The organism is Acinetobacter sp. ME22 (genome assembly GCF_022012315.1).
Taxonomy (GTDB): Bacteria; Pseudomonadota; Gammaproteobacteria; order Pseudomonadales; family Moraxellaceae; genus Acinetobacter; species Acinetobacter brisouii_A.
In genome coordinates, this window is sequence record NZ_JAKLTL010000007.1 from 137,124 (window position 1) to 160,830 (window position 23,707).

Annotated in this window: 21 protein-coding genes and 1 tRNA gene; 14 read left to right on the forward strand and 8 right to left on the reverse strand. The window is 41.0% G+C overall.

Annotated elements, in window-relative coordinates; all coding sequences use genetic code 11:
* The first annotated feature begins 184 nt into the window (after positions 1–184).
* The 4 genes from LVY74_RS11440 (at position 185) to LVY74_RS11455 (ending at position 4,762) form a co-directional block, all read left to right on the forward strand.
* A complete protein-coding gene (locus tag LVY74_RS11440) occupies positions 185–1,591 on the forward strand; it encodes a purine-cytosine permease family protein (RefSeq protein ID WP_237815228.1) in 1,407 nt (468 codons plus the stop codon).
* Between the two features lie 24 nt (positions 1,592–1,615).
* Positions 1,616–2,788, forward strand: a complete 1,173-nt coding sequence (locus LVY74_RS11445; RefSeq protein WP_237815169.1) for a hypothetical protein — start codon at positions 1,616–1,618, stop codon at positions 2,786–2,788.
* Positions 2,789–2,929: 141 nt separating this feature from the next.
* Positions 2,930–4,381, forward strand: a complete 1,452-nt coding sequence (locus LVY74_RS11450) for an NAD-dependent succinate-semialdehyde dehydrogenase (protein WP_237815170.1) — start codon at positions 2,930–2,932, stop codon at positions 4,379–4,381.
* Positions 4,382–4,762, forward strand: a complete 381-nt coding sequence (locus tag LVY74_RS11455; protein ID WP_237815171.1) for a carboxymuconolactone decarboxylase family protein — start codon at positions 4,382–4,384, stop codon at positions 4,760–4,762.
* 46 nt (positions 4,763–4,808) lie between these two features.
* On the opposite strand, the gene LVY74_RS11460 is transcribed toward LVY74_RS11455, so the two are convergent.
* Positions 4,809–4,884: transfer RNA gene (locus LVY74_RS11460), tRNA-Asn, on the reverse strand.
* A 235-nt stretch (positions 4,885–5,119) separates the two neighbouring features.
* Here LVY74_RS11460 and LVY74_RS11465 point away from each other — a divergent pair.
* On the forward strand, positions 5,120–5,551 hold the full coding sequence (locus tag LVY74_RS11465; protein ID WP_237815172.1) for a hypothetical protein: 432 nt from the start codon (positions 5,120–5,122) through the stop codon (positions 5,549–5,551).
* Between the two features lie 120 nt (positions 5,552–5,671).
* Here LVY74_RS11465 and LVY74_RS11470 read toward each other — a convergent pair whose 3' ends face one another.
* Positions 5,672–6,904 carry a pyridoxal phosphate-dependent aminotransferase gene (locus LVY74_RS11470; protein ID WP_237815173.1) on the reverse strand — a complete coding sequence of 411 codons (1,233 nt, stop codon included), beginning with the start codon at positions 6,902–6,904 and terminating at the stop codon, positions 5,672–5,674.
* 210 nt (positions 6,905–7,114) lie between these two features.
* Between LVY74_RS11470 and LVY74_RS11475 the strand changes: the two genes are divergently transcribed.
* Entirely contained in the window at positions 7,115–7,279 is a 165-nt protein-coding gene (locus LVY74_RS11475; RefSeq protein WP_171492596.1) for a hypothetical protein, read from the forward strand.
* A gap of 61 nt (positions 7,280–7,340) precedes the next feature.
* Here the strand turns inward: LVY74_RS11475 and LVY74_RS11480 are convergent, their stop codons facing one another.
* The 3 genes from LVY74_RS11480 to LVY74_RS11490 form a co-directional block, all read right to left on the reverse strand.
* Complete coding sequence (locus tag LVY74_RS11480; RefSeq protein ID WP_237815174.1) at positions 7,341–8,729, reverse strand: FAD-binding oxidoreductase; 1,389 nt, start codon at positions 8,727–8,729, stop codon at positions 7,341–7,343.
* 110 nt (positions 8,730–8,839) lie between these two features.
* Entirely contained in the window at positions 8,840–10,270 is a 1,431-nt protein-coding gene (locus LVY74_RS11485) for a sensor domain-containing diguanylate cyclase (protein WP_237815175.1), read from the reverse strand.
* Positions 10,271–10,315: 45 nt separating this feature from the next.
* On the reverse strand, positions 10,316–11,098 hold the full coding sequence (locus LVY74_RS11490; protein WP_237815229.1) for an A1S_2505 family phage non-structural protein: 783 nt from the start codon (positions 11,096–11,098) through the stop codon (positions 10,316–10,318).
* 131 nt (positions 11,099–11,229) lie between these two features.
* Between LVY74_RS11490 and uvrB the strand changes: the two genes are divergently transcribed.
* The 4 genes from uvrB (at position 11,230) to LVY74_RS11510 (ending at position 16,662) form a co-directional block, all read left to right on the forward strand.
* Positions 11,230–13,245 carry an excinuclease ABC subunit UvrB gene (uvrB, locus tag LVY74_RS11495; RefSeq protein ID WP_237815176.1) on the forward strand — a complete coding sequence of 672 codons (2,016 nt, stop codon included), beginning with the start codon at positions 11,230–11,232 and terminating at the stop codon, positions 13,243–13,245.
* A gap of 88 nt (positions 13,246–13,333) precedes the next feature.
* Positions 13,334–13,915, forward strand: coding sequence for a lipocalin family protein (locus tag LVY74_RS11500; RefSeq protein ID WP_237815177.1), 582 nt, complete (start codon positions 13,334–13,336; stop codon positions 13,913–13,915).
* 164 nt (positions 13,916–14,079) lie between these two features.
* Positions 14,080–15,027 carry an EamA family transporter RarD gene (gene rarD, locus LVY74_RS11505; protein WP_237815178.1) on the forward strand — a complete coding sequence of 316 codons (948 nt, stop codon included), beginning with the start codon at positions 14,080–14,082 and terminating at the stop codon, positions 15,025–15,027.
* A 180-nt stretch (positions 15,028–15,207) separates the two neighbouring features.
* Positions 15,208–16,662, forward strand: coding sequence for a glyceraldehyde-3-phosphate dehydrogenase (locus LVY74_RS11510; RefSeq protein WP_237815179.1), 1,455 nt, complete (start codon positions 15,208–15,210; stop codon positions 16,660–16,662).
* Between the two features lie 60 nt (positions 16,663–16,722).
* Here the strand turns inward: LVY74_RS11510 and LVY74_RS11515 are convergent, their stop codons facing one another.
* Complete coding sequence (locus tag LVY74_RS11515; RefSeq protein ID WP_237815180.1) at positions 16,723–17,577, reverse strand: SDR family oxidoreductase; 855 nt, start codon at positions 17,575–17,577, stop codon at positions 16,723–16,725.
* 121 nt (positions 17,578–17,698) lie between these two features.
* On the opposite strand from LVY74_RS11515, the gene LVY74_RS11520 reads away from it, so the two are divergent.
* The 4 genes from LVY74_RS11520 to LVY74_RS11535 all read left to right on the forward strand — a co-directional run bounded on the left by LVY74_RS11520 (position 17,699) and on the right by LVY74_RS11535 (position 21,292).
* Positions 17,699–18,061 (forward strand): winged helix-turn-helix transcriptional regulator, encoded by a 363-nt coding sequence (locus LVY74_RS11520; protein ID WP_237815181.1) that lies wholly within the window; start codon positions 17,699–17,701, stop codon positions 18,059–18,061.
* 100 nt (positions 18,062–18,161) lie between these two features.
* Positions 18,162–19,367: an Obg family GTPase CgtA gene (cgtA, locus tag LVY74_RS11525; RefSeq protein ID WP_237815182.1), complete on the forward strand. Its 1,206-nt coding sequence runs from the start codon at positions 18,162–18,164 to the stop codon at positions 19,365–19,367.
* Between the two features lie 17 nt (positions 19,368–19,384).
* Complete coding sequence (proB, locus tag LVY74_RS11530; protein WP_237815183.1) at positions 19,385–20,518, forward strand: glutamate 5-kinase; 1,134 nt, start codon at positions 19,385–19,387, stop codon at positions 20,516–20,518.
* A gap of 564 nt (positions 20,519–21,082) precedes the next feature.
* A complete protein-coding gene (locus tag LVY74_RS11535) occupies positions 21,083–21,292 on the forward strand; it encodes a hypothetical protein (protein ID WP_237815184.1) in 210 nt (69 codons plus the stop codon).
* A gap of 66 nt (positions 21,293–21,358) precedes the next feature.
* Here the strand turns inward: LVY74_RS11535 and bioB are convergent, their stop codons facing one another.
* Entirely contained in the window at positions 21,359–22,354 is a 996-nt protein-coding gene (bioB, locus tag LVY74_RS11540) for a biotin synthase BioB (RefSeq protein ID WP_151709936.1), read from the reverse strand.
* A 235-nt stretch (positions 22,355–22,589) separates the two neighbouring features.
* Complete coding sequence (queG, locus tag LVY74_RS11545) at positions 22,590–23,687, reverse strand: tRNA epoxyqueuosine(34) reductase QueG (RefSeq protein ID WP_237815230.1); 1,098 nt, start codon at positions 23,685–23,687, stop codon at positions 22,590–22,592.
* Positions 23,688–23,707 lie beyond the last annotated feature (20 nt).

Consider the following 23,707-nt stretch of genomic DNA (forward strand, 5'->3'; position numbering starts at 1 on the left):
ACTGAAATCCATACATTTTCGACCCAGAAAAGGAATGAAATTGTCTCTGCTCGACACTCAAGTAATTTTTATTTTTGATTAATAATTGGTCTAAAAATTGCTTAATCTTTGGGAATAAAAAATTCCCTGCATGAATGCAAGGATGTGTCAAGTCGGTCAATTATCTTGAAGAGAGATCATGGATATGAGTCAAAATGCAACACCAACTAAATCTTTTGCCATAGAAAGCAATAGCATTGACTACGTCGATGCGTCACAGCGAAACGGTAAAGTTCGCGATCTGTTCACCCTATGGTTCTGTACCAATATTGCACCATTAGCTGTCATTACAGGTGCGATGGCTGTGCAAACCTTCCATTTAAATATCCTTGGTGCGTTCACCGCGATTGTTCTCGGACATTTTTTTGGTGCTTCGGTGCTTGCCTTAACCTCTGCACAAGGTCCACAGGTGGGTATTCCTCAAATGATTCAAAGCCGTGCCCAGTTTGGACGTTATGGTGCATTGCTGGTGGTTATTTTTACCACGCTGATTTATCTAGGTTTCTTCGTTTCAAACATCATTTTGTCAGGGAAAACCCTGCATACAGTTGTGCCGAGTATTCCTGTTCCGACAGCGACTATGATTGGCGCAGTCACTGCGACTTTAATTGGGATTGTGGGTTATCACTTCATTCACAAGTTCAACAAAATCGGTACGTGGATTATGGGTGGGGCACTCATGCTTGGCTTTGGGTTGATGATTCCACATATCAACGCTGAATTGTTGGCACGTGGTTCATTTAACCTAAAAGGCTGGTTTGCAATGTTCTGTGTCTGTGCCATCTGGCAAATCAGTTTCTCGCCGTATACTTCAGACTATTCGCGTTATTTACCGAAAGAAATCGGGATTTTCAAACCATTTTTAACCACCTATTTGGGTGCAGCACTTGGGACAGTTTTCGCATTCTGTTTTGGTATGCTTGCAGTCAGCATTATGCAGGTCGATGATGCGATGCTTGCTGTAAAAAGCGTGACAGGTAGTTTTGGTTCAGTGCTGATGATTCTATTTCTATGCAACATCATTGGGCATAACGCGCTAAATCTGTATGGTGCATCATTATCCTTTATTACTGCATTTCAAACTTTTGCAGGGCGCTGGATGCCAAGTGCCATGACCCGTGTGGTGATTTCTATTTTGGTGCTGGTTTGTGCAACAGGCATTGCATTGTGGGCATCGAGCGGTTTCGTCTCTTACTTCCTGAATTTCATTTTCGCGTTGCTGTTCATTATGGTGCCTTGGGCGGTCATCAATCTCATGGACTTTTATCTCATCAATAAACAGTCCTATGACATTGATTCGATCTTTGCTCATGATGGCGGTATCTATGGCAAGTTCAATGGTAAAGCATTAGGAACCTACTTCATCGGGATTTTAGTTCAAGTCCCATTTTTGACCAATTCATTCTTTACAGGTCCTTGGGCGAATGTGATTCCAGATGTCGATATTTCATGGATTGTCGGTATCTTGGTGACATTCGTGGTGTATTTCGTACTAAATCCAGCAAAGTCAGCACAAAAGGTTCGTCTGGCTCAGTCTAAAAGCTTTAATTGATCGGGAACATTGGGGGAAAGCAACATGAAAAATGCATATTATCGTTTTGGCCTGAGCTTGCTCACGAGCAGTATGGCGCTGCCGACTTTTGCAGGCGTCACTTTTGGCGATGCTCAGGATGACTGGGGCGCATTGACCATTTCGGGTTATGTTCGTGCCAAATATCAGGACAAGAATTATGGTGAAGCGGCCAGTGATCAAAAAATTCAGTTTGATGCAGCACAGTTGAAACTGGATTATCAGGCTAAAAATGTCTTTGGACATGCTGAATACCGTTGCTACCAGTATGATACTTTGTGTGATTTTTCAACGCTGGTCGATGCTTATGTCGGTTATCGTTTTAATCCGCAGCAAAATATTACTGTGGGCGTGCAACCGATTCCGTTTGGACCAGGGCGTTTTTGGGAAAGTACCTTGTATGGTGGTATTAACAACACCATGGGGTTAGAAGATGCGCATGATCTAGGTGTGAACTATCACCATGAAATTGACAAAACCAAAGTTGACTTGGCTTACTTTGCAACGGATGGCGGTAACTATGTTGGTACCAGTCGTGATTCAGCACGCTATACCGCAAACTTTGTCAAAACCAGTGACAGCACACAATCTACATTGAGTGAAAAAAATATGTGGGTGGGCCGTGTCTCACAAGATCTGGATTTTGCCAGTGTTCCTGCACTAAAAACGACCTTGGGTGGTTCATATTGGTACTCTGATATTGACAACAAAACCACAGGTGGTGATGGAAAACGTCACGCATGGGCATTGTTTGGAAAATTTGGCTATAACAACTGGGCATTGACGTTGACAGGTGGAAAAACATCGGTATCCAATAAAGATGCATTGCATCCTGATTATTCGGTCATGGGTTCGTACGACAGCGAATACTATGTCGCGAACAAGGGTACGTTCTATACTGCTGATTTGAGCTATGTATTTAAAAACGTAGCAGATAAAGGCATCAATATTACCCCATATGTGACTTACTCAACCTTCAAAAAAGATAACTCGGCAGATAAAGATTCAACCCGTAACTTTGTGGGTGTGAGTATGGACTATAAAAAAGTCTCTTTGGTGGCTGAGTATATTATGAGTAAAAATGATCCGTTCATTGGCGGAACAACCACATCATTGGCACAAGGGGATGACAACAAATGGAACAAATTGCTGAATCTAACTTTGTTCTATTATTTCTAAACCCAAATGTCATGATGAGCAGCAGTGCTCAAAAATTTTTGTCAAAAATAATGGTATACCATAGTATGTGAATATGGTGTTCTAAATTGGGTGGTCAAGATCTACTTGACTGCCCATTGCAAATGAAACAACGAGGATGTGATGAATTTAAAAACAATGCCGCTCTTTCATGAAAAAGCCTATGTTGCTGGACAATGGTGCGATGCAGATGATGCCCAAGTCACTACAATTTACAACCCTGCGACACAGCAAATTGTAGGGACTGTCCCAAATATGGGTAAGGCAGAAGCGCAACGTGCGATTGATGCTGCCGAAGCTGCGTGGAGTGCGTGGAAAGGTAAAACCGCCAAAGACCGATCAAACATCCTCAAGCAGTGGTTTGCACTGATGGTGCAACATGCCGATGAACTGGCCTACATTTTGACTTCTGAACAAGGGAAACCATTGGCAGAAGCCAAAGGTGAAATTTTGTATGCAGCCAGTTTCATTGAATGGTTTGCTGAAGAAGCCAAACGAATTTATGGAGATACGATTCCAAGTCCGTATAACGATGCTCGGATTGTGGTGACCAAACAGCCAATTGGTGTAGTGGCTGCGATTACTCCGTGGAATTTCCCTGCGGCAATGATTACACGCAAAGTCGCGCCAGCACTTGCCGCAGGTTGTCCATGTATTGTCAAACCTGCACCAGAAACGCCATTTACTGCACTGGCCTTGGTCGATTTAGCGGTACAGGCAGGTGTGCCTGAAGGTATATTCAGTGTCATTACAGGTGATGCTGTTCAGATTGGTGAAGCAATTTTTAGTAGTGATGTAGTACGCAAATTCAGTTTTACAGGTTCAACGCCTGTCGGCAAGTTGTTGTTACAACAGTCTGCGGCAACCTTGAAAAAAGTTTCTCTCGAACTCGGTGGTAATGCGCCGTTTATTGTATTTAATGATGCAGATCTGGACGCTGCGGTTGAAGGGGCAATGATTGCCAAGTTCCGTAATGCGGGACAAACCTGTGTTTGTGTGAATCGCTTTTTGGTGCAGTCAGGCATTTATGATGACTTTATCAAAGCCTTTAAAGTCAAAATCGAAAGCCTCAATATTGGCAATGGGCTAGAAGCAGGGCGTGACTTTGGGCCATTGATTAATGCACAAGCCGTGAAGAAAGTGCAAAATCATATTACCGATGCCTTAGCAAAACAGGGTGAACTGATTACAGGTGGTCAGCCGCATGAAGCGGGTGAATTATTTTTCCAGCCGACGCTGATTGCCAATGCCCATACTGACATGTTGGTGGCAACGCAGGAAACCTTTGGCCCATTGGCGGCAGTCTTTGCTTTTGAAACCGAAGCTGAAGCCGTAAAAATGGCAAATGATACTGAATATGGCTTAGCAGCGTATTGCTACACCCAAGATTTGGGACGTGCTTGGCGCATGAGTGAGCAACTGGAATATGGTATGGTCGGTATCAATAAAGGCTTAATTTCCAATGAAGTTGCCCCTTTTGGTGGAATTAAACATTCAGGACTAGGGCGTGAAGGCTCGAAATATGGTATTGAAGATTATCTGGAAATTAAATATACCCTGTTTGGAGGCATATAAATGAGCAATGAAAAGTTTGAAAAAGGCTTGGCGATTCGTAAACAAGTGTTGGGTGAAGACTACGTCAACCGTTCTTTGCAAAATGCAGATGAGTTTAGCTTGCCCTTGCAAGAGTTAGTGACAGAATATTGCTGGGGAGCTGTTTGGGGACGTGAAGAACTCAGCAAACCTGAACGTAGTCTCATTAACTTGGCAATGATTTCGGCATTGAATCGCCCACATGAACTGAAGTTGCATGTCAAAGGTGCGCTGCGTAATGGTGTGCCTAAAGAAAAGATTCGTGAAGTGTTGTTGCAAGTAGCAATTTACTGTGGTGTGCCTGCTGCTGTGGACAGTTTTCGCATTGCCAAAGAAGCGATTGCTGAGTTTGAAGCAGAATAACAGACATAAAAAAGCCCGCTTTTGTGCTGCGGGCTTTTTTGAATTTTGGCTCTCCAACCTGGGCTCGAACCAGGGACCTGCGGATTAACAGTCCGTCGCTCTACCGACTGAGCTATTGGAGAATCTGCAGGCGATTATAATGTGATTTTGATCAGGGTCAAGTGAAAATCATAGAAGAATTTACAGATGTTTTATATTTGAACAAATGGTTTAGTGTTATCTAAAAAAGTTATTTTTTTCTGAATTTTTTTGCTAAATTAAAAAACCAATAGGTCGTTTAAAGTTTTTTAAAATTTTAAACAGTGTGGATTTAACCCCAACTTGCCAGCACACAAATGGCTAAATCGGAGGCGTAATATGCCAATTCTTCGCATTCAAGATATCTTTGCAAACTTCCAATTTTACAAAGAAAATTATCTTTCGATTTTAAAAAAACCTCAAAGTTATTATCAGCCTGTAACAGGTGCATCCATTCACTTTGCTATTTTTAGCGAGCAAAAAGTCTATTTAGGTGATTTGCTACAATTATGGTTTGGTGACAAATGGACAGAGCATCAAGAACAACAGTTACAACAAGGTGAAGCCAATTTTTGGCAACCTGTTCAGCAAGGTCAGAAAGGTAATGATATTTTTATCTTTGCGATTCAGGGGCAGGGTGTTGGTAAACATGCGAAAGCGTTGGCTTGGTCACAGCATGATGCGCAAGTTCGAGAAATCTATTTAGATCGTGTATTGCCTTATTACTTTAATTTCATTGCTTTAGAACGTCCAAAACATCGTGCTGCTTAAAAAATTTATTTTATTTTTTCACTTTTTTGAAAGTTATGAGTTGATCAATATCTTTTAAATATCGAAATCATAAAAAAACCCATCAGCGAACGGATGGGTTTTTTGTATCAGCGTAAAGGATTACGCTTTTTTCTCAGCGTCGATTGAAGCAATTGCAGCATCTACGCCTTCAATTGAATCAGCCGCTTTTTTGATACGTGCAAGTGCATCAACAAGCACTTCGTCAGCAGTCGCATAAGAAATACGCATGAAACCGCCAAGACCGAAAGCATCACCTGGAACAACAGCAACACCCGTTTCTTCCAATAACCATTCAGAGAATTCTGTGCAAGATTTTAAACCTTTCGCACGAATCAATGGGCGGATGTTGGCATAAGCATAGAATGCACCGTCAGCAGGTAGGCAAGAAATACCGTTGATTGCATTTAAACCGTTAACCACTAAGTCATGACGACGTTTGAATGCTTCAATCATTGGTTCAAGAACGTCTTGAGGTCCATTCAATGCAGCTTCAGCAGCAACTTGCGAAATTGAAGTTGGGTTTGAAGTTGATTGAGATTGGATTTTTTTCATCGCACCAATGATTTTTGCAGGACCCGCTGCATAGCCGATACGCCAGCCAGTCATTGCATACGCTTTAGACACACCGTTCAATACGATAACGCGGTCATAAAGGTCTGGAGCAATTGTTGCGATGTTATAGAATTCGTCATCCCAACGGATTGGTTCGTACATGTCGTCAGATGCAACAAATACTTGTGGGTGACGACGTAATACTTCAGCCAAAGCTTCAAGCTCAGCTTTAGTATAGATCATGCCTGTCGGGTTAGAAGGGCTGTTCAATACCACTAAACGTGTGTTTTCAGTGATCGCAGCTTCTAATTGTTCAGGGGTAATTTTGAAACGTTGTTCTTCACCACATTTCACAATCACAGGTGTACCTTCAGCGATAATCACCATGTCTGGATAGCTTACCCAGAACGGTGCAGGAATAATCACTTCATCACCTTTGTTTAACAAAGCAAGTGCCAAGTTAAAGAATGATTGTTTACCACCACAAGAAACCAAAATTTGGTTTGCTTGGTAGTCAAGGTTGTTGTCGCGTTTAAGCTTAGCAATAATTGCTTTTTTTAAGCCTGGCGTACCATCAACAGCAGTGTATTTTGTAAAGCCATTGTTAATAGCTTGAATAGCTGCATCTTTGATGTGTTGCGGGGTATCGAAATCAGGTTCACCTGCACCCAAACCAATCACGTTCTTACCAGCAGCTTTTAATTCAGCAGCTTTATTTGTTACGGCAAGCGTAGGAGACGGTTTGATAGCGTTTACACGATCTGACAGACGTACGTCCACTGCGATATTCCTTCTTTAGTGGGATTAAAAAATAAAAGCATCCTATCTTAACGTAAAAAATCGAACATGCTAGGTACAAATTGTCCAAAATGAGAAAAAATCATAGGAAATTTAAATTATGCAAGTCATTGCTGGTGATTGTGCAATATGGACTCGTCAAGGTGCACAAAAAAGCTTAAAATAAGGAAAATTTCGAGTTTTGTTTGTTGTATGAGTCAAAATAAACCGCAAGTCCAATTGCCTTTTCCACTGCCAACACAGCAGGAGAAAGAGGGTGATATGGCACACAATAGTGTTCGACCAAAACCTCAGTCTTATGCTGATAAAACTTGGCCACCACCACGTGGTACGCGCCGTTCTATGGGTAAACGTTAATTTTCCCCATATTCAATATAAAAAAGCACGTTATTTGACGTGCTTTTTTATCTCTTGGGTTTTATTTAAAAATTTTATGTGGATTTAAAATCATATTGGGATCAAACAGTTGTTTGAGTTGTTGCATTATGTCGAGCGCATTTGCATCGACTGAATAATGCAAATAATCACGTTTCAGTAAACCAATACCATGTTCTGCAGAAATACAACCTTTAAACTCGCGGACTACGCCATAGACGATTTCATCAATTGCGTGAATGACAGATTCAAGCTGATCTTCTGACAAATCTTTTAAGTCAAAAATAATGTGCATATTGCTGTCACCAATATGCCCGAAGAACAGACTCACTAGATTTGGAAAATGTTGGTCTAAACGTGCCTGACAGACTTCTTTAAACTCACCCAATTCGCCAATCGGTAAGCTCACATCAAAACATAGGGGACGACCTGTACTTGAAATTTCAGCAGGAACCGTTTCCCGAATCAGCCAGAGTTGCTGTGCTTGTGTCTGATTTTGTGCAATCACAGCATCTAAAGCTTCACCTGTTTCAAACATTTCAGCCAATAAATTTTCTAAATCCTCAGCAGGCGCTTCGACATCAAATACCGCATAGACAGGATAAGCCTGACTCAGTGGGTTCTGGCTGTTTTGCATCCATGACAGACTGAGTTGATAGTATTGATCCCACATCACCTCAAAAGCATTCGGTGTGATTAAATTCTTTTGTATGCGACGAAGTAAATGAACGGCAGATAAAAAATCAGGGAAGGCACATAAACAAGTCGTTAATGCACTGGGTGGTGGAGATAATTTGAGAACTGCACGAGTGACAATCCCTAAAGTGCCTTCGGAACCAATAAAATTTTGTTTTAAGTCGTAAGCGGCATTATTCTTGATCATTTTATTCATGAGATTAAGCACGCGCCCATCGGCAAGAACCACTTCCATGCCCAGTACATGCTCTCGCATCATGCCATAACGAATCACCGAAAGTCCGCCTGCATTCGTCGCAATATTTCCACCAATTTGGCAAGAACCTCGCCCCCCTACATCGACAGGAAAAAACAACTCGGCTTGTTTTGCTGCATTTTGCACTTCTTCGAGTGTAATGCCCGCTTGCACAGTCATGGTTGATGAATATTGATCAATTTCTTCAATTTTATTCATTTTATCAAGTGCAATCACGATTTCATCGGTATCGGCAATACCTGCACCCGCAACGCCTGTCATGCCACCTTGAGGAACAACGGCTTGTTTGAATTCATTACAAATCGAAAGAATCTGACTAACTTGTTCGGTATTTTTCGGAAAGAGCACGGCATAAGGTTGAATGCGCTTGTAGTTGCTCCAGTCGGTATAGTGGCGAATGTTGATGGCTTCGCCTATGGCAATTTGCTGCTCAGTCAAAAATACTCGACAACGCTCAACCACTTGCTGTTGGGTGCTCATTTGCTTTCCTTTTTTATGATGATGAAGACAATGCCGATAGTGTAATCCTAAGTCATTCATATGGGCAGTTTTTGCCACAAAAAAGCCAGCAACTTTGCTGGCTAAATGGCTCAATTCAGAGCAGCATAGTGATTTTTCTTTTTGATATACATGTCGTTATCTGCACGTTTTAATAAAGCTTCAATGCTTTCATTGGGTTGGCTTGTCGCATGTCCAATTGAAATACTAATTGGCTGACTGGAGTAATACTGGTTGTCGATATTAAACAATTCTTGAATGGTTTGTAGAACGGATAGCGTTGCGACTTCATCAGCGGAAGGCATTAAAATGACAAATTCATCTCCACCGACACGAGAAGCTGTATAAGGCGTATTTAAAATCACTTGGTTCAGTACAGCTCCAACACGGCGCAACAAACCATCACCGATGTCATGACCCAATTCATCATTGGTTTGTTTTAAGCCATTCATATCGAGGAAAATACAAGATACAGGTCGAATAAAACTACGCTCTAAGCGGTTAATTTCTTCAGTATAAAATGAGCGATTGTACAGCTTGGTCAGGACATCATGCTTGCCGAGATATTCCAAATAATTTTCGGCTTTTTTACGTGCGGTAATATCCGTCAGTGCAACTTGAACCATTCCCCAGTCATGTTCATAACCTGGAAAAACCGTGAATTGTAGTAAAACATTACGAATTGAACCATCAAGCGCATAATTCACCGCTTCGCGTTGATGGTGAATGTTACCTTTCCAAAGTTCAATCAGTTGCTCGCGAAAGGTATTGTGCATTTCCTGCATAAACACTTTATTGAGATTTTTAAATAAAGTTGGTTTATCGGGTGCTTTAAATAGAGTCAATGTGGCTTGGTTGACATCGAGCAGGATAATGTCTTCGGTACACTGTTGAACAAAATCAGGGTGAACATCTAAAAAAGTGCGGAAATCTTCAATACCCAACTGACGAATTTGGTCTAGGCGGCGTTTAATTCTGCTGAAATCTTCAACCCACAGAGATGCAGGTGAATAATTAAACATGGATTCTGCCAAAATACGGTTTTTGGCTTCGAGTCGCTGAGCATCTTGATAGGTGGTAATGTCTTCAGTCGTGATTAATACCCGAGCTAAGTCCTGCTCAAAACCGGGAAGTACAGAGGCGCGCAGTTGTACGTCGAGTCGCTTACCTGACAAGGTATAATTGACACCTGTACTGGAAAATTCGTTTTTTCCTTCCCATAAGGCAGCCAGTTCAAAAATATGTGTGCCAAGCATATCTTCCTTGAAAATTTTGGAAAGATTCTCGCAAAGATGGTCTTGATCTTTGGCTTCAAAGACCTCTAAAGTTTTTTGATTGACTTTGATAATTTTGATTTTGTGGGTTGAAGCAACAACACGCTGTATATCTTCTTGTAAAAAACTGACCAGATCTTCAACACCATCAGCACGCCACTGATCAAACTGAAGTTTGACCTCACTAAAATCTTCAAGCCACATGGGAATAGGTGCTAAATCAAAAATTGAAGAATCAAAATGTGGCATATAAAACCTACCCCAAAAATGGACTAAAAGTAGTAATCGATTGAGTTAGTGATGGCGTTTAATCGGATGTTTAATTTCAATTTCAGCATTCCAAACACGGATAAAATCTTGTTCGTTGAAATCGTAAAGTTCCATCAAGGCAAGAATCACTCCGCCATAAATATAGCTTTCATCGGAATGGGCAGGTAACTGAAAAACCTTGTCATTAATCTGTTTGAGAATATCTTCAATTTCATATTCACGACTGCGACCATACTGGTCTTCTGGATACATTTTCTGTTCTAGAACTTTCAGTGCGATTTGGCGTTGTTCTTTATTCAGTGAAGTTTGTTTAATGGCTTCGGTATAGTCTTCAGCTAAAATCACCTCAGGACTAAAAATGCTATGCAGCAATTTACTGGTCAGGTTTGGAAATAAACGTGCTGCATTTTTTTCGACATAAGGACGGAATGATTCAGGGAAAATCACATTACAAGAAATACCCTGAAACAATGGTGCAATGTCAGAAATCTGATAGCCCGCAATACCACAGCCCAGCGCTGTAATAAAATATTTAGTGCTAAGATGGTTTTGTGTATAGATTTTAAAATCTTCAATATAATGCGCAATTTGAGAAATTGGCATTTGTTGTAAATGTTCATTCAGCGTTGGAATGGCAAAGCTCTGACCTGACCAGCCGCGTCCGACACCTGTCATTGCACCAAAAAATAATTGTGCAATCCGTGCAGCGCCGTCATTGTGTTGACCTGCAAGGTTGCTTCCAAACACAAACATCGTGTCTTCAGGTAAGCTCTTAATTATGCTTTCATCATGATACTGATAAGTCATCGTCGTTGTGTTTTTTGCCATGATCTTGTGTGCAATGTTGCAGTTGATTGGTAAAGCGGTCAAGTAAAAAATACTTGAATAATCTGTGTTCAGTCCAATTTATCTAAATAAATGAAAAATGAGAGAAGCCAGTGAGTCATCAGCCTTTTGATTTGGTCACCCAATATTCCCCAGCAGGCGATCAGCCGCAAGCGATTGAAAAACTGGTCACAGGTGTTGAAAATGGACTTAAGCATCAGTTGTTGCTTGGTGTGACGGGCTCAGGGAAAACCTACACCATGGCCAATGTCATTGCTCAATTACAGCGACCAACCATTGTCATGGCGCACAATAAAACCCTTGCAGCTCAGCTTTATGGCGAATTTAAAGCATTTTTCCCAAACAATGCCGTTGAGTATTTTGTCAGTTATTACGATTACTATCAGCCAGAAGCCTATGTGCCATCTTCAGATACTTTTATCGAAAAAGATGCGGCAATTAACGACCATATTGATCAGATGCGTCTGTCGGCCACCCGCGCCTTATTAGAACGCCGTGATGCGATTATTGTGGCATCGGTATCGGCAATTTATGGTTTGGGTGATCCCAATGCCTATATGCAAATGCTGCTGCATGTGGTGGAAGGCGATGTGATCCATCGCGATGAAATTATCCGCCGTCTGGTGGAAATGCAATATAGTCGTAACGAACTGGAGTTTGTGCGAGGAACCTATCGCATTCGTGGTGAGATTATTGATATTTTCCCTGCGGAATCGGATCAGCAAGCCATTCGTATCGAATTGTTTGATGATGAAGTGGATTCAATTCGCTGGTTTGATCCTTTAACTGGAAAAATGCTGCGTAAAGTCCCACGCGTGACGATTTATCCAAAAAGTCATTATGTGACACCACAAGATAATCTACAGCGCGCAATCGGCACGATTAAAACCGAACTCAAGCAGCAAATCGAGTTTTTTAAAAATAATGACAAATTGCTCGAAGCACAGCGGATTGAACAGCGCACGCGCTATGATCTGGAAATGATGCAGCAACTGGGCTATACCAACGGCATTGAAAACTACTCACGGCATTTGTCGGGTCGCCCTTCTGGGGAAGCACCACCCACTTTATTTGATTATATTCCTGAAGATGCATTGCTGTTGATTGATGAATCGCATGTGACCGTACCGCAAATCGGTGCGATGTATAAAGGGGATCGTTCGCGTAAAGAAAACTTGGTCAATTATGGCTTTCGCTTGCCGAGTGCGCTAGATAACCGACCGATGAAATTTGAGGAATGGGAACGCATTGTTCCCGCCACGATTTTTGTGACCGCAACCCCAGCACAATATGAACTTGAGCATTCAGAACAAGTGGTCGAGCAGGTGGTACGCCCGACAGGTTTGATTGACCCTGAAATTGAAATTCGACCTGTATTGACGCAGGTCGATGATGTCCTCTCAGAAATTAATATCCGTAAACAACTCAATGAGCGTGTTTTAGTCACGACATTGACTAAACGTATGGCGGAAGATCTGACCTCATATTTAAAAGAATATGGCATCAAGGTTGCGTATTTGCATTCGGATATTGATACCGTTGAACGGGTCAAAATCATCCATGAACTACGGACAGGTGTGCATGATGTTTTGGTCGGTATTAACCTGTTGCGTGAAGGTCTGGATATGCCAGAAGTATCACTGGTCGCAATTTTAGATGCCGACAAAGAAGGTTTTTTACGTTCTGAGCGTTCACTGATTCAAACCATTGGTCGGGCAGCACGGCATTTAAAAGGTAAAGCGATTTTATATGCTGACCGCGTGACGGATTCTATGCAAAAAGCCATTGATGAAACAGATCGTCGTCGTAATAAGCAAATTGAATTTAATCAGCAACATGGAATTACACCACGCAGTGCGGTGCGTCAAATTATTAAGGAAATTGATACAGGTGAAGTCATTGCGGATGAACCTGCTGAGCAACAGTATCAACAGCTACAGAGCTTGAGTGCAGATGAGCAGCATTTAATTGCAGATCCGAAATTGCTGACCAAGCATTTAATGAAACTTGAAAAAGAAATGCTCAAAGCCTCGAAAGAATTGCAGTTTGAACAGGCTGCAAGGTTGCGTGATGAAATGCTTCGTTTAAAAGCACACTTAATTCTGTAGGTTATTTACAGAATTCTTACAGTGCAGGCATGAAATAATCGTTATGTTTTTGATAAATCCTTGATAAGGATCAAGAGGATAGTAACAAGTGAATAAGAAACAAAAAACAAAATCATGGCTTAAAAAACTGACCTTGCTGAGTGTGATTCTTGGTGCAGGGGTGTGGGCAACTGCCCATGCTCAAAAACCGATGCCAACGATTGCACAAGTTGACTTAGGCAAGTATCTCGGTGTCTGGTATGAAATTGCCCGTAAGCCGATGTATTTTCAAAAGCAATGCGTTAAAAATGTACAGGCAGTTTATACCTTAAATGTCAATGGTAACGTCAGTGTTGAAAATAGTTGTGTCAATCAAGATGGGCACATAGAGCAAGCTCAAGGCGAAGCCTATGTGGTCAATGCACCACATAACAGTAAGCTGCGCGTGAGTTTTTTACCTGAATCTTTGCGCTGGTTACCAGTCGGGCGAGGGGATTACTGGATTTTAAAGCTAGATGCCAATTACCAAACGGTGTTGGTTGGTGAGCCGAAACGAAAATATATGTGGGTCTTGTCACGTGAGCCGCATTTATCGGATGAGGTTTTACAAGAATACTTGAAATATGCACAAAGTTTAGGGTATCGAACCAATGATTTGATTTACACCGTGCAGGCGCAAAAAAATAATTAAAAATTAACAAAAAATAACCAGATCTCGCTATAATCGAGCACTGAATTTTTGAGTATTTGGTATAAATTTTTTGTGAAATCTAACCGATACTCTCTCCCAGATTTTTGCTTGAAAAGTATTTGGTTATTTTATGTTTTTTTGTGGTGTGTTGGGTGGGGATGTAGATGGTTAAAGGCATATTTTTTTCTGTTTTAGCCTCTACAGTGTTTGGTATTTTGTATTTTTACAGCCAGTTTCTCAAAATTTTTGATGGCTCTCAAACCTTTGGTTGGCGAATGATTTCGCTTTTGCCTTTTTTGACACTGTTTATGTGGATGAGTGGCGATCTCAAACTGATTAAACAAGTGTACCAACGTGTAAAACAAAAGCCTGCGTTTTTCTTGATGCTTCTGTTGACCTCGGTACTGGCAGCAGTTCAATTATGGTTGTTTTTATGGGCACCAATGCATGGTCGTGGCATGCAGGTTTCTTTAGGCTACTTCCTGTTGCCATTAGTTTTGGTTTTGGTTGGGAGCGTGTTTTATAAAGAAAAACTCTCTTGGTTTCAAAAAATTGCCGTACTGTGTGCAGTACTTGGCGTTGTGCATGAAATTTGGCGGATGGGCACGATTGCATGGGAAACGCTACTGGTTGCTCTAGGGTATTCTGCTTATTTCTTTCTGCGTAAGATTATCAAGACAGATCATTTAGGCGGGTTTTGGTGGGACAATGTCTTGATGCTGCCTGTGGCAATTTATTTTATTCAGACTTGGACACTACCTTGGAGCACTTTTCTTGAACAGCCGCATCTGATTGCTGCGGTCACTGGGCTTGGGGTGCTAAGTGCCATTGGCTTGGGGAGTTATATTCTAGCGAGTCGCTATTTACCGATGGTGCTATTTGGTTTGCTGAGTTATCTTGAACCTGTATTGCTTGCAATCTCAGCAGTGATTTTAGGAGAAAAAATTCACTCAGAAGAATGGTTTACCTATATTCCAATTTGGTGTGCTGTGGGTATTTTAGTTTTAGAGGGAATGTGGCATATTTATCATCAACAACGCAAACGTCAGGCTTTGATTACCAATATTGAAAAATTCTCTGAACGTACTGCTTCTCATCGTAAAGATGAATAAAAATAAACTAATTAGATGAGTTTTATATTCATTTTTTTTATGAATGTATTATATTTTTTTATAAATATGACGATGGTATAATCCTTTTATGATAATACTATCGTTATTTTAATTTCAAACTTCGCTATTTTCCTTTAAAATTGCTCGCGATAAACACTTCTATAAATTGAGGACGTACTTGTGAGCAAAGAAACGATTATCGCTCTACATGCAGAACATCAGGGTCGTTGGAAAAACCGCGAAGAAATCGCAGAACAAATGATCGTTTTGATCGGTAAATTATACCGTGAAAAAAATATTGTAACTTCTGTTTATGGTCGCGCACTTGTTAACCGTTCAGTAATTCAAATTTTAAAAGCTCACCGTCGTACTCGTATTGTAGATGTTGAGTTGTCAGTTGTTCATACTTTCCCAATTTTAGAAGCGTTGGCAAAAATCGAGAATATCGGTTCTGCAGAAGTAGACCTTGGCAAACTTGCTGTTGAATACAAAGAAAAAGGCGGCGATATTGACGCTTTTGTTGCGACTGCTGTACAAGCCATCAATGGTCGTGCTGCTGAAGTAGAACCGAAAGATGTTGTGCTTTATGGTTTTGGTCGTATTGGTCGTATTTTGGCACGTTTAATCATCGAGCAAACAGGTATTGGTCGTGGTTTAAACATTAAAGCGATTGTTGTTCGTAAAACTTCAGACGGTGACTTGGCTAAGCGTGCTTCTTTGTTACGCCGTGACTCAATTCATGGTTCTTTTGCAGGCACAATTTCTGTAGATGAAGAAAATGAAGCGATTATTGCCAATGGTAACTTCATCAAAGTGATTTACGCTTCAAACCCATCAGAAGTTGATTACACTCAGTATGGTATTGAAAATGCATTGTTAATTGACAATACAGGTAAATGGCGTGATGCGGATGGTCTTGCTCAACACTTGAAATGCCCTGGCGTTGCACGTGTTGTATTGACTGCTCCAGCAAAAGGCGAAATGAAAAATGTCGTATTTGGTGTGAACCAAGCAGACATTTTAGATGAAGATAAACTGATCTCTGCTGCAAGCTGTACGACTAACGCAATTACTCCATTGTTAAAAGTGTTGGACGACAAATACAAAGTATTGAATGGTCATGTTGAAACTGTTCACTCATTTACCAATGATCAAAACTTGATTGATAACTATCACAAGGCAGATCGTCGTGGTCGTGCTGCAACTTTGAACATGGTGATTACCGAAACTGGCGCGGCGAAAGCTGTGGCGAAAGCATTGCCAGCATTGAAAGGTAAATTGACAGGTAACTCAGTACGTGTTCCTACACCAAACGTATCTTTGGCAATCTTGAACTTAACTCTAGATCAAGAAATTGATCGTGATGAAGTGAACGAATATGTTCGCCAAATTTCAATCAATTCAGCATTGCAAGGTCAAATTGGCTATACCAACTCAACTGAAGTAGTTTCAAGCGACTTTATTGGTTCACGTAGTGCAGGTATCTTCGATGCGCAAGCAACTATCGTATCTGGTAACCGTTTAACTGCTTACGTTTGGTATGACAACGAAGTAGGTTATAGCTGCCAAGTATTGCGTATCGCTGAGCAAATGAGCGGCGTGAGCTATCCAAAAGTACCAAGCACAAAAGCATAAGTTTGTTGCTCGGTAAATAGAAAAACCCAGTCACCTGACTGGGTTTTTTATTGCCATGATTTATGCAAGTTGTTGCTGAATCAATGTCTGAATAGATGTTGTGGTGTGACCAATCAAATTTTCTAGATCTTTTGACTCGCTATACATAGCACCTTGAGCAGCTTGTAGATCAGCATCGACAAGCACATGAACTAATCCTTCGGGTAATCCTGCTGCAAGTAAAGCATCTGTATATTCTTGGGTAGTCAAGTTTTGATAATGAATTGTTTTTCCTGATATTTGGCTAATACTTTCTGCGAGTTCGGCAAGGGTATAACTCTCCGAGCCTGCCAATTCATAGATTTTTTGTTCGTGTCCTGAACTGGTCAGTACTTTAGCTGCCGCTTTTGCATAATCTTGGCGTGAAGCTGAACTGATTTTCCCTTCACCTGCTGCACCATATAAAATCCCTTGCTCAATGATCTGTGGCAAAGTGGCTAGGTAGTTTTCATTGTACCAGTTGTTGCGTAAGAAAGTGTAATTGAGACCACTGTGTTGGATTAAGGCTTCAGTTTCTTGGTGTTCTTTGGCTAAAGACAAGGGCGAATGTGTTGCATTTAATAAACTGGTATAAACAAGATGTTTCACTTGCGCTTGTTTGGCAGCTTCGATCACAGCTTGATGCTGTGGTGTGCGGCGACCGACTTCATTGGCTGAAATGAGCAGTAATTTATCTACGCCTTGAAGTGCAGGTGCTAAAGATTCAGGTTCATCATAATTAAAATAACGAACTTCAATACCTTGCTGTTTTAAAGACTGTGCTTTATCAAGATCACGGACGAATGCCACAATATTTTGAGCGTTCTCTGTCTTTAATAAAAACTCAATAACATATTGTCCAAGCTGACCTGTTGCACCTGTAATTGCGATTTTCATTTTAATCTCCTCAGAATGAAGTGCTGCAATTGAGTGTATGCTATAATCATAAATTCAAAACTTACTAAAAGTAAGTACATACCTAAAAGTAAGTTAATGAGCTAAAGGTGAGAATTTCGCTATGACACAGTCTGAACAAAATTTAATTGGTTATGTTTTATCCAGCCAATGTCCATCACGGGAAATCTTGGAACATCTCACCAGTAAATGGGCAGTTTTAGTGTTGCGCTGTCTGAGCGAAGGTGTACAGCGTTTTAGTCAATTGAGAAAACGGATTGATGGTGTCAGTGAGAAAATGCTGACACAAACCTTAAAAACTTTGGAAAAAGATGGTTTTGTCACTCGAACGGTCTATCCAGAAGTGCCGCCACGTGTTGAATATCAGCTCACGGAACTCGGAGAAAGTGCGGCACAGCAAATCACGCAATTGGTTGTGTGGATTGAACAAAATCTTGAATTGATTCTTCAACATAAGAAAAATTGAGCTGTAGAAACGATAAAAATCAATTGTGTCATTTTTCTATTCGAGAAATTTATTAAAATATGGCAGAATAGGCGGTTTTAGAGTTTTAGAGGATTGGCAAATGCGCTTTGTTGATGAAGCAGTCATTACCGTAGAGGCTGGCGACGGTGGCAATGGCGTAGCCAGTTTTCGCCGTGAAAAATTTGTCCCATTTGGTGGTCCAGATGGTGGTGATGGTGGTCGTGGCGGCAGCGTATATATTCAAGCTGACAACGATACCAGTACCTTGGTCGATTATCGTTATACCCGTAAATTCCGCGCTGAACGTGGAAAAAATGGTGCAGGCGCAAACTGTGCTGGTCGTGGCGCACCCGACGTCATTTTAAAAGTTCCTGTAGGAACAACAATTGTAGATACTGAATCAGGCGATATTATTGGTGACTTGGTTGAAGATGGTCAACGCGTTCTTGTCGCACAAGGTGGTGATGGTGGTTTAGGAAACACACATTTCAAATCATCAACCAACCGTGCACCGCGTAAGTTCACCACAGGGATTAAAGGCGAATTCCGTGAAGTTCGTCTAGAGTTGAAAGTCCTTGCGGATGTTGGCTTACTCGGTATGCCTAACGCAGGTAAATCAACCTTTATTCGTGCCGTATCTGCAGCAAAACCAAAAGTTGCTGATTATCCATTTACCACAATGGTACCTAACTTGGGTGTGGTCGATGCTGACCGTCATCGTTCATTTGTTATGGCGGACATTCCAGGCTTAATCGAAGGTGCGGCAGAAGGTGCAGGTTTAGGGATTCGCTTCCTGAAACATTTGGCACGTACGCGTATCTTGTTGCACATTGTTGACGTACAACCGATTGATGGTTCTGACCCTGCGCATAATGCTAAAGCAATTTTGGGCGAATTGAAAAAATTCTCTCCAACTTTGTCTAAATTGCCTGTGGTTTTGGTGCTCAATAAACTTGATCAGATTGATGAAGAAAACCGTGAAGAATGGTGTCAGCACATTTTGACAGAGTTAGAGTGGACAGGTCCAGTATTCAGAACATCTGGATTGCTTGAAGAAGGCACAAAAGATGTTGTGTATTATTTGATGGATCAGATCGAAGAACAGCGCGAGCGTGAAGTTGAAGATCCTGAATATGCAGCAGAAATGAAAGCCTTCCGTGATCAGCTTGAAGTTGAAACACGTGAGCAGACATTGGCTGCCAAAGAAGCTTATCGTGCAATGCGTAGAGCACAGCGTCTAGGTGGTGACGATGATGACTTCGATGATGATGAAGACGACGAAGTAGAAGTAATATACGTACGTTAAGTACGACTGAGGACATAATGATTGAAGTGGTGAATGGGCAACGTCAGCTAACTGGCTGTAAACGTATCGTTGTGAAAATCGGCTCTTCTTTACTCACAGCAAATGGTCAGGGCTTGGATCTTGATGCAATTTCTCATTGGGCAAGTCAAATTGCCGATTTGCATCGTTCTGGGCATGAAATCATTTTGGTTTCATCTGGCGCTGTGGCAGAGGGCATGGTACGTATGAAACTTGCCGCACGACCCACAGATTTGCCAAGTCTACAAGCCTGTGCTGCTATTGGGCAGATGGGCTTGATTCAGACTTGGTCAAGTGTTCTCGAAAAACACCAGATACAAACAGCTCAAGTGTTGTTAACGCATGATGACTTGGCTGATCGCCGTCGTTATTTAAATTCATGTGATGCCTTGCAGCACTTGATTGAATGGCACGTGATTCCAGTCATCAATGAAAATGACACGGTATCGACAGACGAAATTCGTTTTGGTGATAATGATACTTTGGCGGCAATGGTTGCGGGTCAAGTACATGCTGATTTGTTGATTATTTTGACCGATCAGCAGGGCATGTTTGATGCAGATCCACGTTCAAATCCAGATGCAAAACTTTTATCGAGTGTGCGTGCACTTGATGAAAGCTTGTTTGAAATGGCTGGTGGCGGTGGTTTGCTTGGACGTGGTGGCATGGTCACCAAAGTTCGTGCGGCACGTTTGGCAGCGAAATCAGGCTGCCCAACTTTGATTGCAAGTGGTGATAGTGATCTGGTACTTTCACGGCTGATGTCTGGTGAAATGCTTGGCACGTTATTTGTGACTGATAATGACCGTATGACGGCACATCAGCAATGGCTTGCAGCACATTTACAAACAGCAGGTCGTTTGGTGATTGATGCGGGAGCTATTGAGGCGATTACACTTAAGCATCGCAGTTTATTACCTGTCGGTGTAAAAGCAGTTGAAGGGCATTTTGATCGTGGTGATGTGGTTGAATGTGTGGACACCGATGGCCGTCGTATTGCTGTCGGGCGTGTCAATTTTAGCTCGCGTTCTGCTGAGATTGTGAAAGGTTTAGCATCTGATAAGGTGTTTCAGGTGTTAGGTGAAGCACGTTCTCTGGAAATGATTCACCGCAATCATATGGCGATTTATTAATATTCTTTTACACAGATAAAGCCGAGCAACTCATTGACTCGGCTTTATTGTAATTGGCTTATGAGTAAGCAACAGTCGAAAAATCTATGTGCAGAGTATTGTATTAATATAATGATTTCTTAGATTTTTTTAAAATATAATTTGAATGTTTATATTTATGTTTTTGTTAAAAAAATATAGTTTTATATAAATATAAGATAAATGATTCTCTCTTTTAGTTATTAAATTTCTTAGATAAAACAAAAAAATAAATTTATCTTTAGATAAAATTATCAATAAAAAGCACTTTAAAATGATAGGTTTAGATATTCAGTATCAGACTTTTATATTTGGTCGTATTGTATTTATAAGAAACCCATGTTATTTTTATGGCTATAGATTTTAAATTAAAAAATATATTTAAAATAAAGGTTTATTAAATATATTTTGAAGTTTTGACCAGTTTTCCAACACCATCTTTACGGATGGTGTTTTTTTGTCTGTGATTATTGGAAAATAATTTTGATTTGTTATATGAATCATCCGTTAAAATAATATGATGTATTTATTTAAGATTTTGGATCAATGACTAAAAATTTTCAGGCAGAAACTTATATTGTGGATGAGCAGGTGGTAGATACAGTTGCATGGCTATTACAACATCAGGATTGTTTTGATGAGTTGCATTTTGATGTGCGAAATCAGCAACTCACCGTGACACATGCAGCGGGTATAGATCAGATCCGTGCGGGTATGTATTTAACCGCCAAATATGGAATTTTAGTGACATCTTAAATCAAAGAAAAAGGCGATTTACTAAAATAAATCGCCTTTTTGATGTGAATCAGTCAGAAGTTAAACTTAAGCTGATTCAGCCATTGCATCGACAGAGAGTTGTGCGGCAGTCAGTTTTGGTTTTTCAGCGGTTAGTCCAAGTTTATTAAACAAGACTTTGTCGCGACCTTCGCCAGCATTTGGTGTGGTTAATAGCTTTTCACCAGAGAATAGTGAGTTTGCACCCGCCATAAATGCCATGGCTTGATCTGTGTCAGAAAGTGATTCACGACCAGCTGAAAGACGAATATAGCTTTTCGGCATAATAATACGCGCAACAGCAATCGTGCGAAGCCACTCAGTCACTTCAAGTTTTTCAACTTCTTCAAGTGGGGTACCTTCAATTGGCACAAGCATGTTGATTGGTACAGATTCTGGGTGAAGTGGTAGGGTTGCCAATTCATGTAGTAAACCAATACGGTCTTGTTTCCCTTCGCCTAAGCCCACAATACCACCACTACACACTTTTAAACCTGCATTACGCACATGATCAAGTGTATTTAAACGATCATCAAAAGTACGTGTACTGATGATGTTGCTATAGTATTCGCGAGAGGTGTCAAGGTTATGGTTATAGTAGTCTAAACCCGCATCTCGTAAGCGTTCAGCTTGTGACTGATTGAGCATGCCCAATGTCATACAGGTTTCCATGCCAAGCGCTTTAACTTCTTTGACCATTTCTAACACATAAGGCATGTCGCGCTCATGTGGGTTACGCCATGCAGCACCCATACAAAAACGTGAAGAACCTGCTTCTTTTGCTTCTTTTGCTTCAGAAATGACTTTTTCAACTGCAATACGCTTTTCAGCTTCTAATTTAGAATCGTAGTGTGCAGACTGAGAGCAGTATTTACAGTCTTCAGGACATTTACCTGTTTTAATTGAAAGTAAAGTACTGACTTGAATGGTATTTGCTGGAAAATGCTCGCGGTGAACACGCTGCGCTTCAAATACCAAATCTAGAAAAGGTTGGTCATATAGCTTTTGGATTTCTTCACGAGTCCAATCGTTTCTCACGTGCATAATCGCCCTATTGTGCATCAAGTTAATAGCATGATATTAACTTGTTCAATTAAAAACAACAGGGCAAAACTTTCCAAAATATGTCTAAATATTTGTTTGCCTATCTTTTGTTAAATTAAACTGCTGAATTGCAAGATCGCTGCAAAAACCTGAGACTTAGTAGCGTAATTTTGAAGTTTGAATCAAAATTTAATCGGTCTGATTGTTCTGATTGAATTAGCACTATGTATAGCGATTAATAAAGTTGCTCTGAATTTGCTTTTTTCAGCTGTTGTTGAATCGCCCAGTCGACATGTGTATTTACAATCTCATCGTGCAACATTTTACCATGTTCTAAAGCCTGAATAATTTCAGCATGATAAGGTGCATTACCTAAACCAATCGCAACATTACGCTTGAAACTTTGAAATCCTGTACGTCGAATTGGACTGCCTTCAGTAGAGTGTAAAAATGTCGCTTCATCCCATGCCCATAGATCAAGTAATGAAGCCTGATCAAGTCCATGCCGAGGGTGAAAGTCTTCAATCGGGGTAATTTTAGCAAAACTGTTCCAAGGGCAAATCAATTGGCAGTCATCGCAACCAAAAATACGGTTACCAATGCCTTCGCGGAATTCTTCAGGAATAATGCCTTTGTACTCAATGGTTAAATAGGCAATACAACGACGTGCATCGAGCATATAAGGTTCAACAATGGCTTGCGTTGGACAAATGTCGATGCAGGCTGAACATGAACCACAATGCGCTGTTGTCGGTGGGTCAGCAGGCAAATCAAGTGATGTGAATAATTCACCCAATACAAAGAAAGAACCTGATTTTTTCTGAATAAGGAGCGTATGTTTACCTGTCCAACCCATACCCGCACTTTCATGGATGGCTTTTTCAAAAATCGGGGCAGAATCTGCAAAGGGACGGACTTCAAAGTCACCGACACGCTCACGGATTTTTTGCGCTAAAGTTTTAAGCCGACCGCGCATGACTTTGTGATAGTCACGTCCACGCGCATAACGGGCAATAATGGCGCTATTGGGTGCAAAAGGCACATAGCGAGGTTTTGGTGTTTCCACCAAATAGTTCATTCGTACACAGATAATGCTTTGCGTCCCAGGAACCAGTAAGGTCGGATCGGCACGTTTGTCTAAATTATCTTTTAAATAATGCATATCCCCATGATAGCCACTGTCCAGATATTTCAAGAAACGTGGCATTTCTTTGTCTTGGCGAGTGGGTTTTGCGATCACACAATCCGCAAAACCAAGCACTAAAGCCTCGGTCTTAATCCATGCTTTTAATTCTTGTGGATCAAATTGTTGAAGTGGTATGGTGGACGGCATAACAACAAGGGGGAATAGAC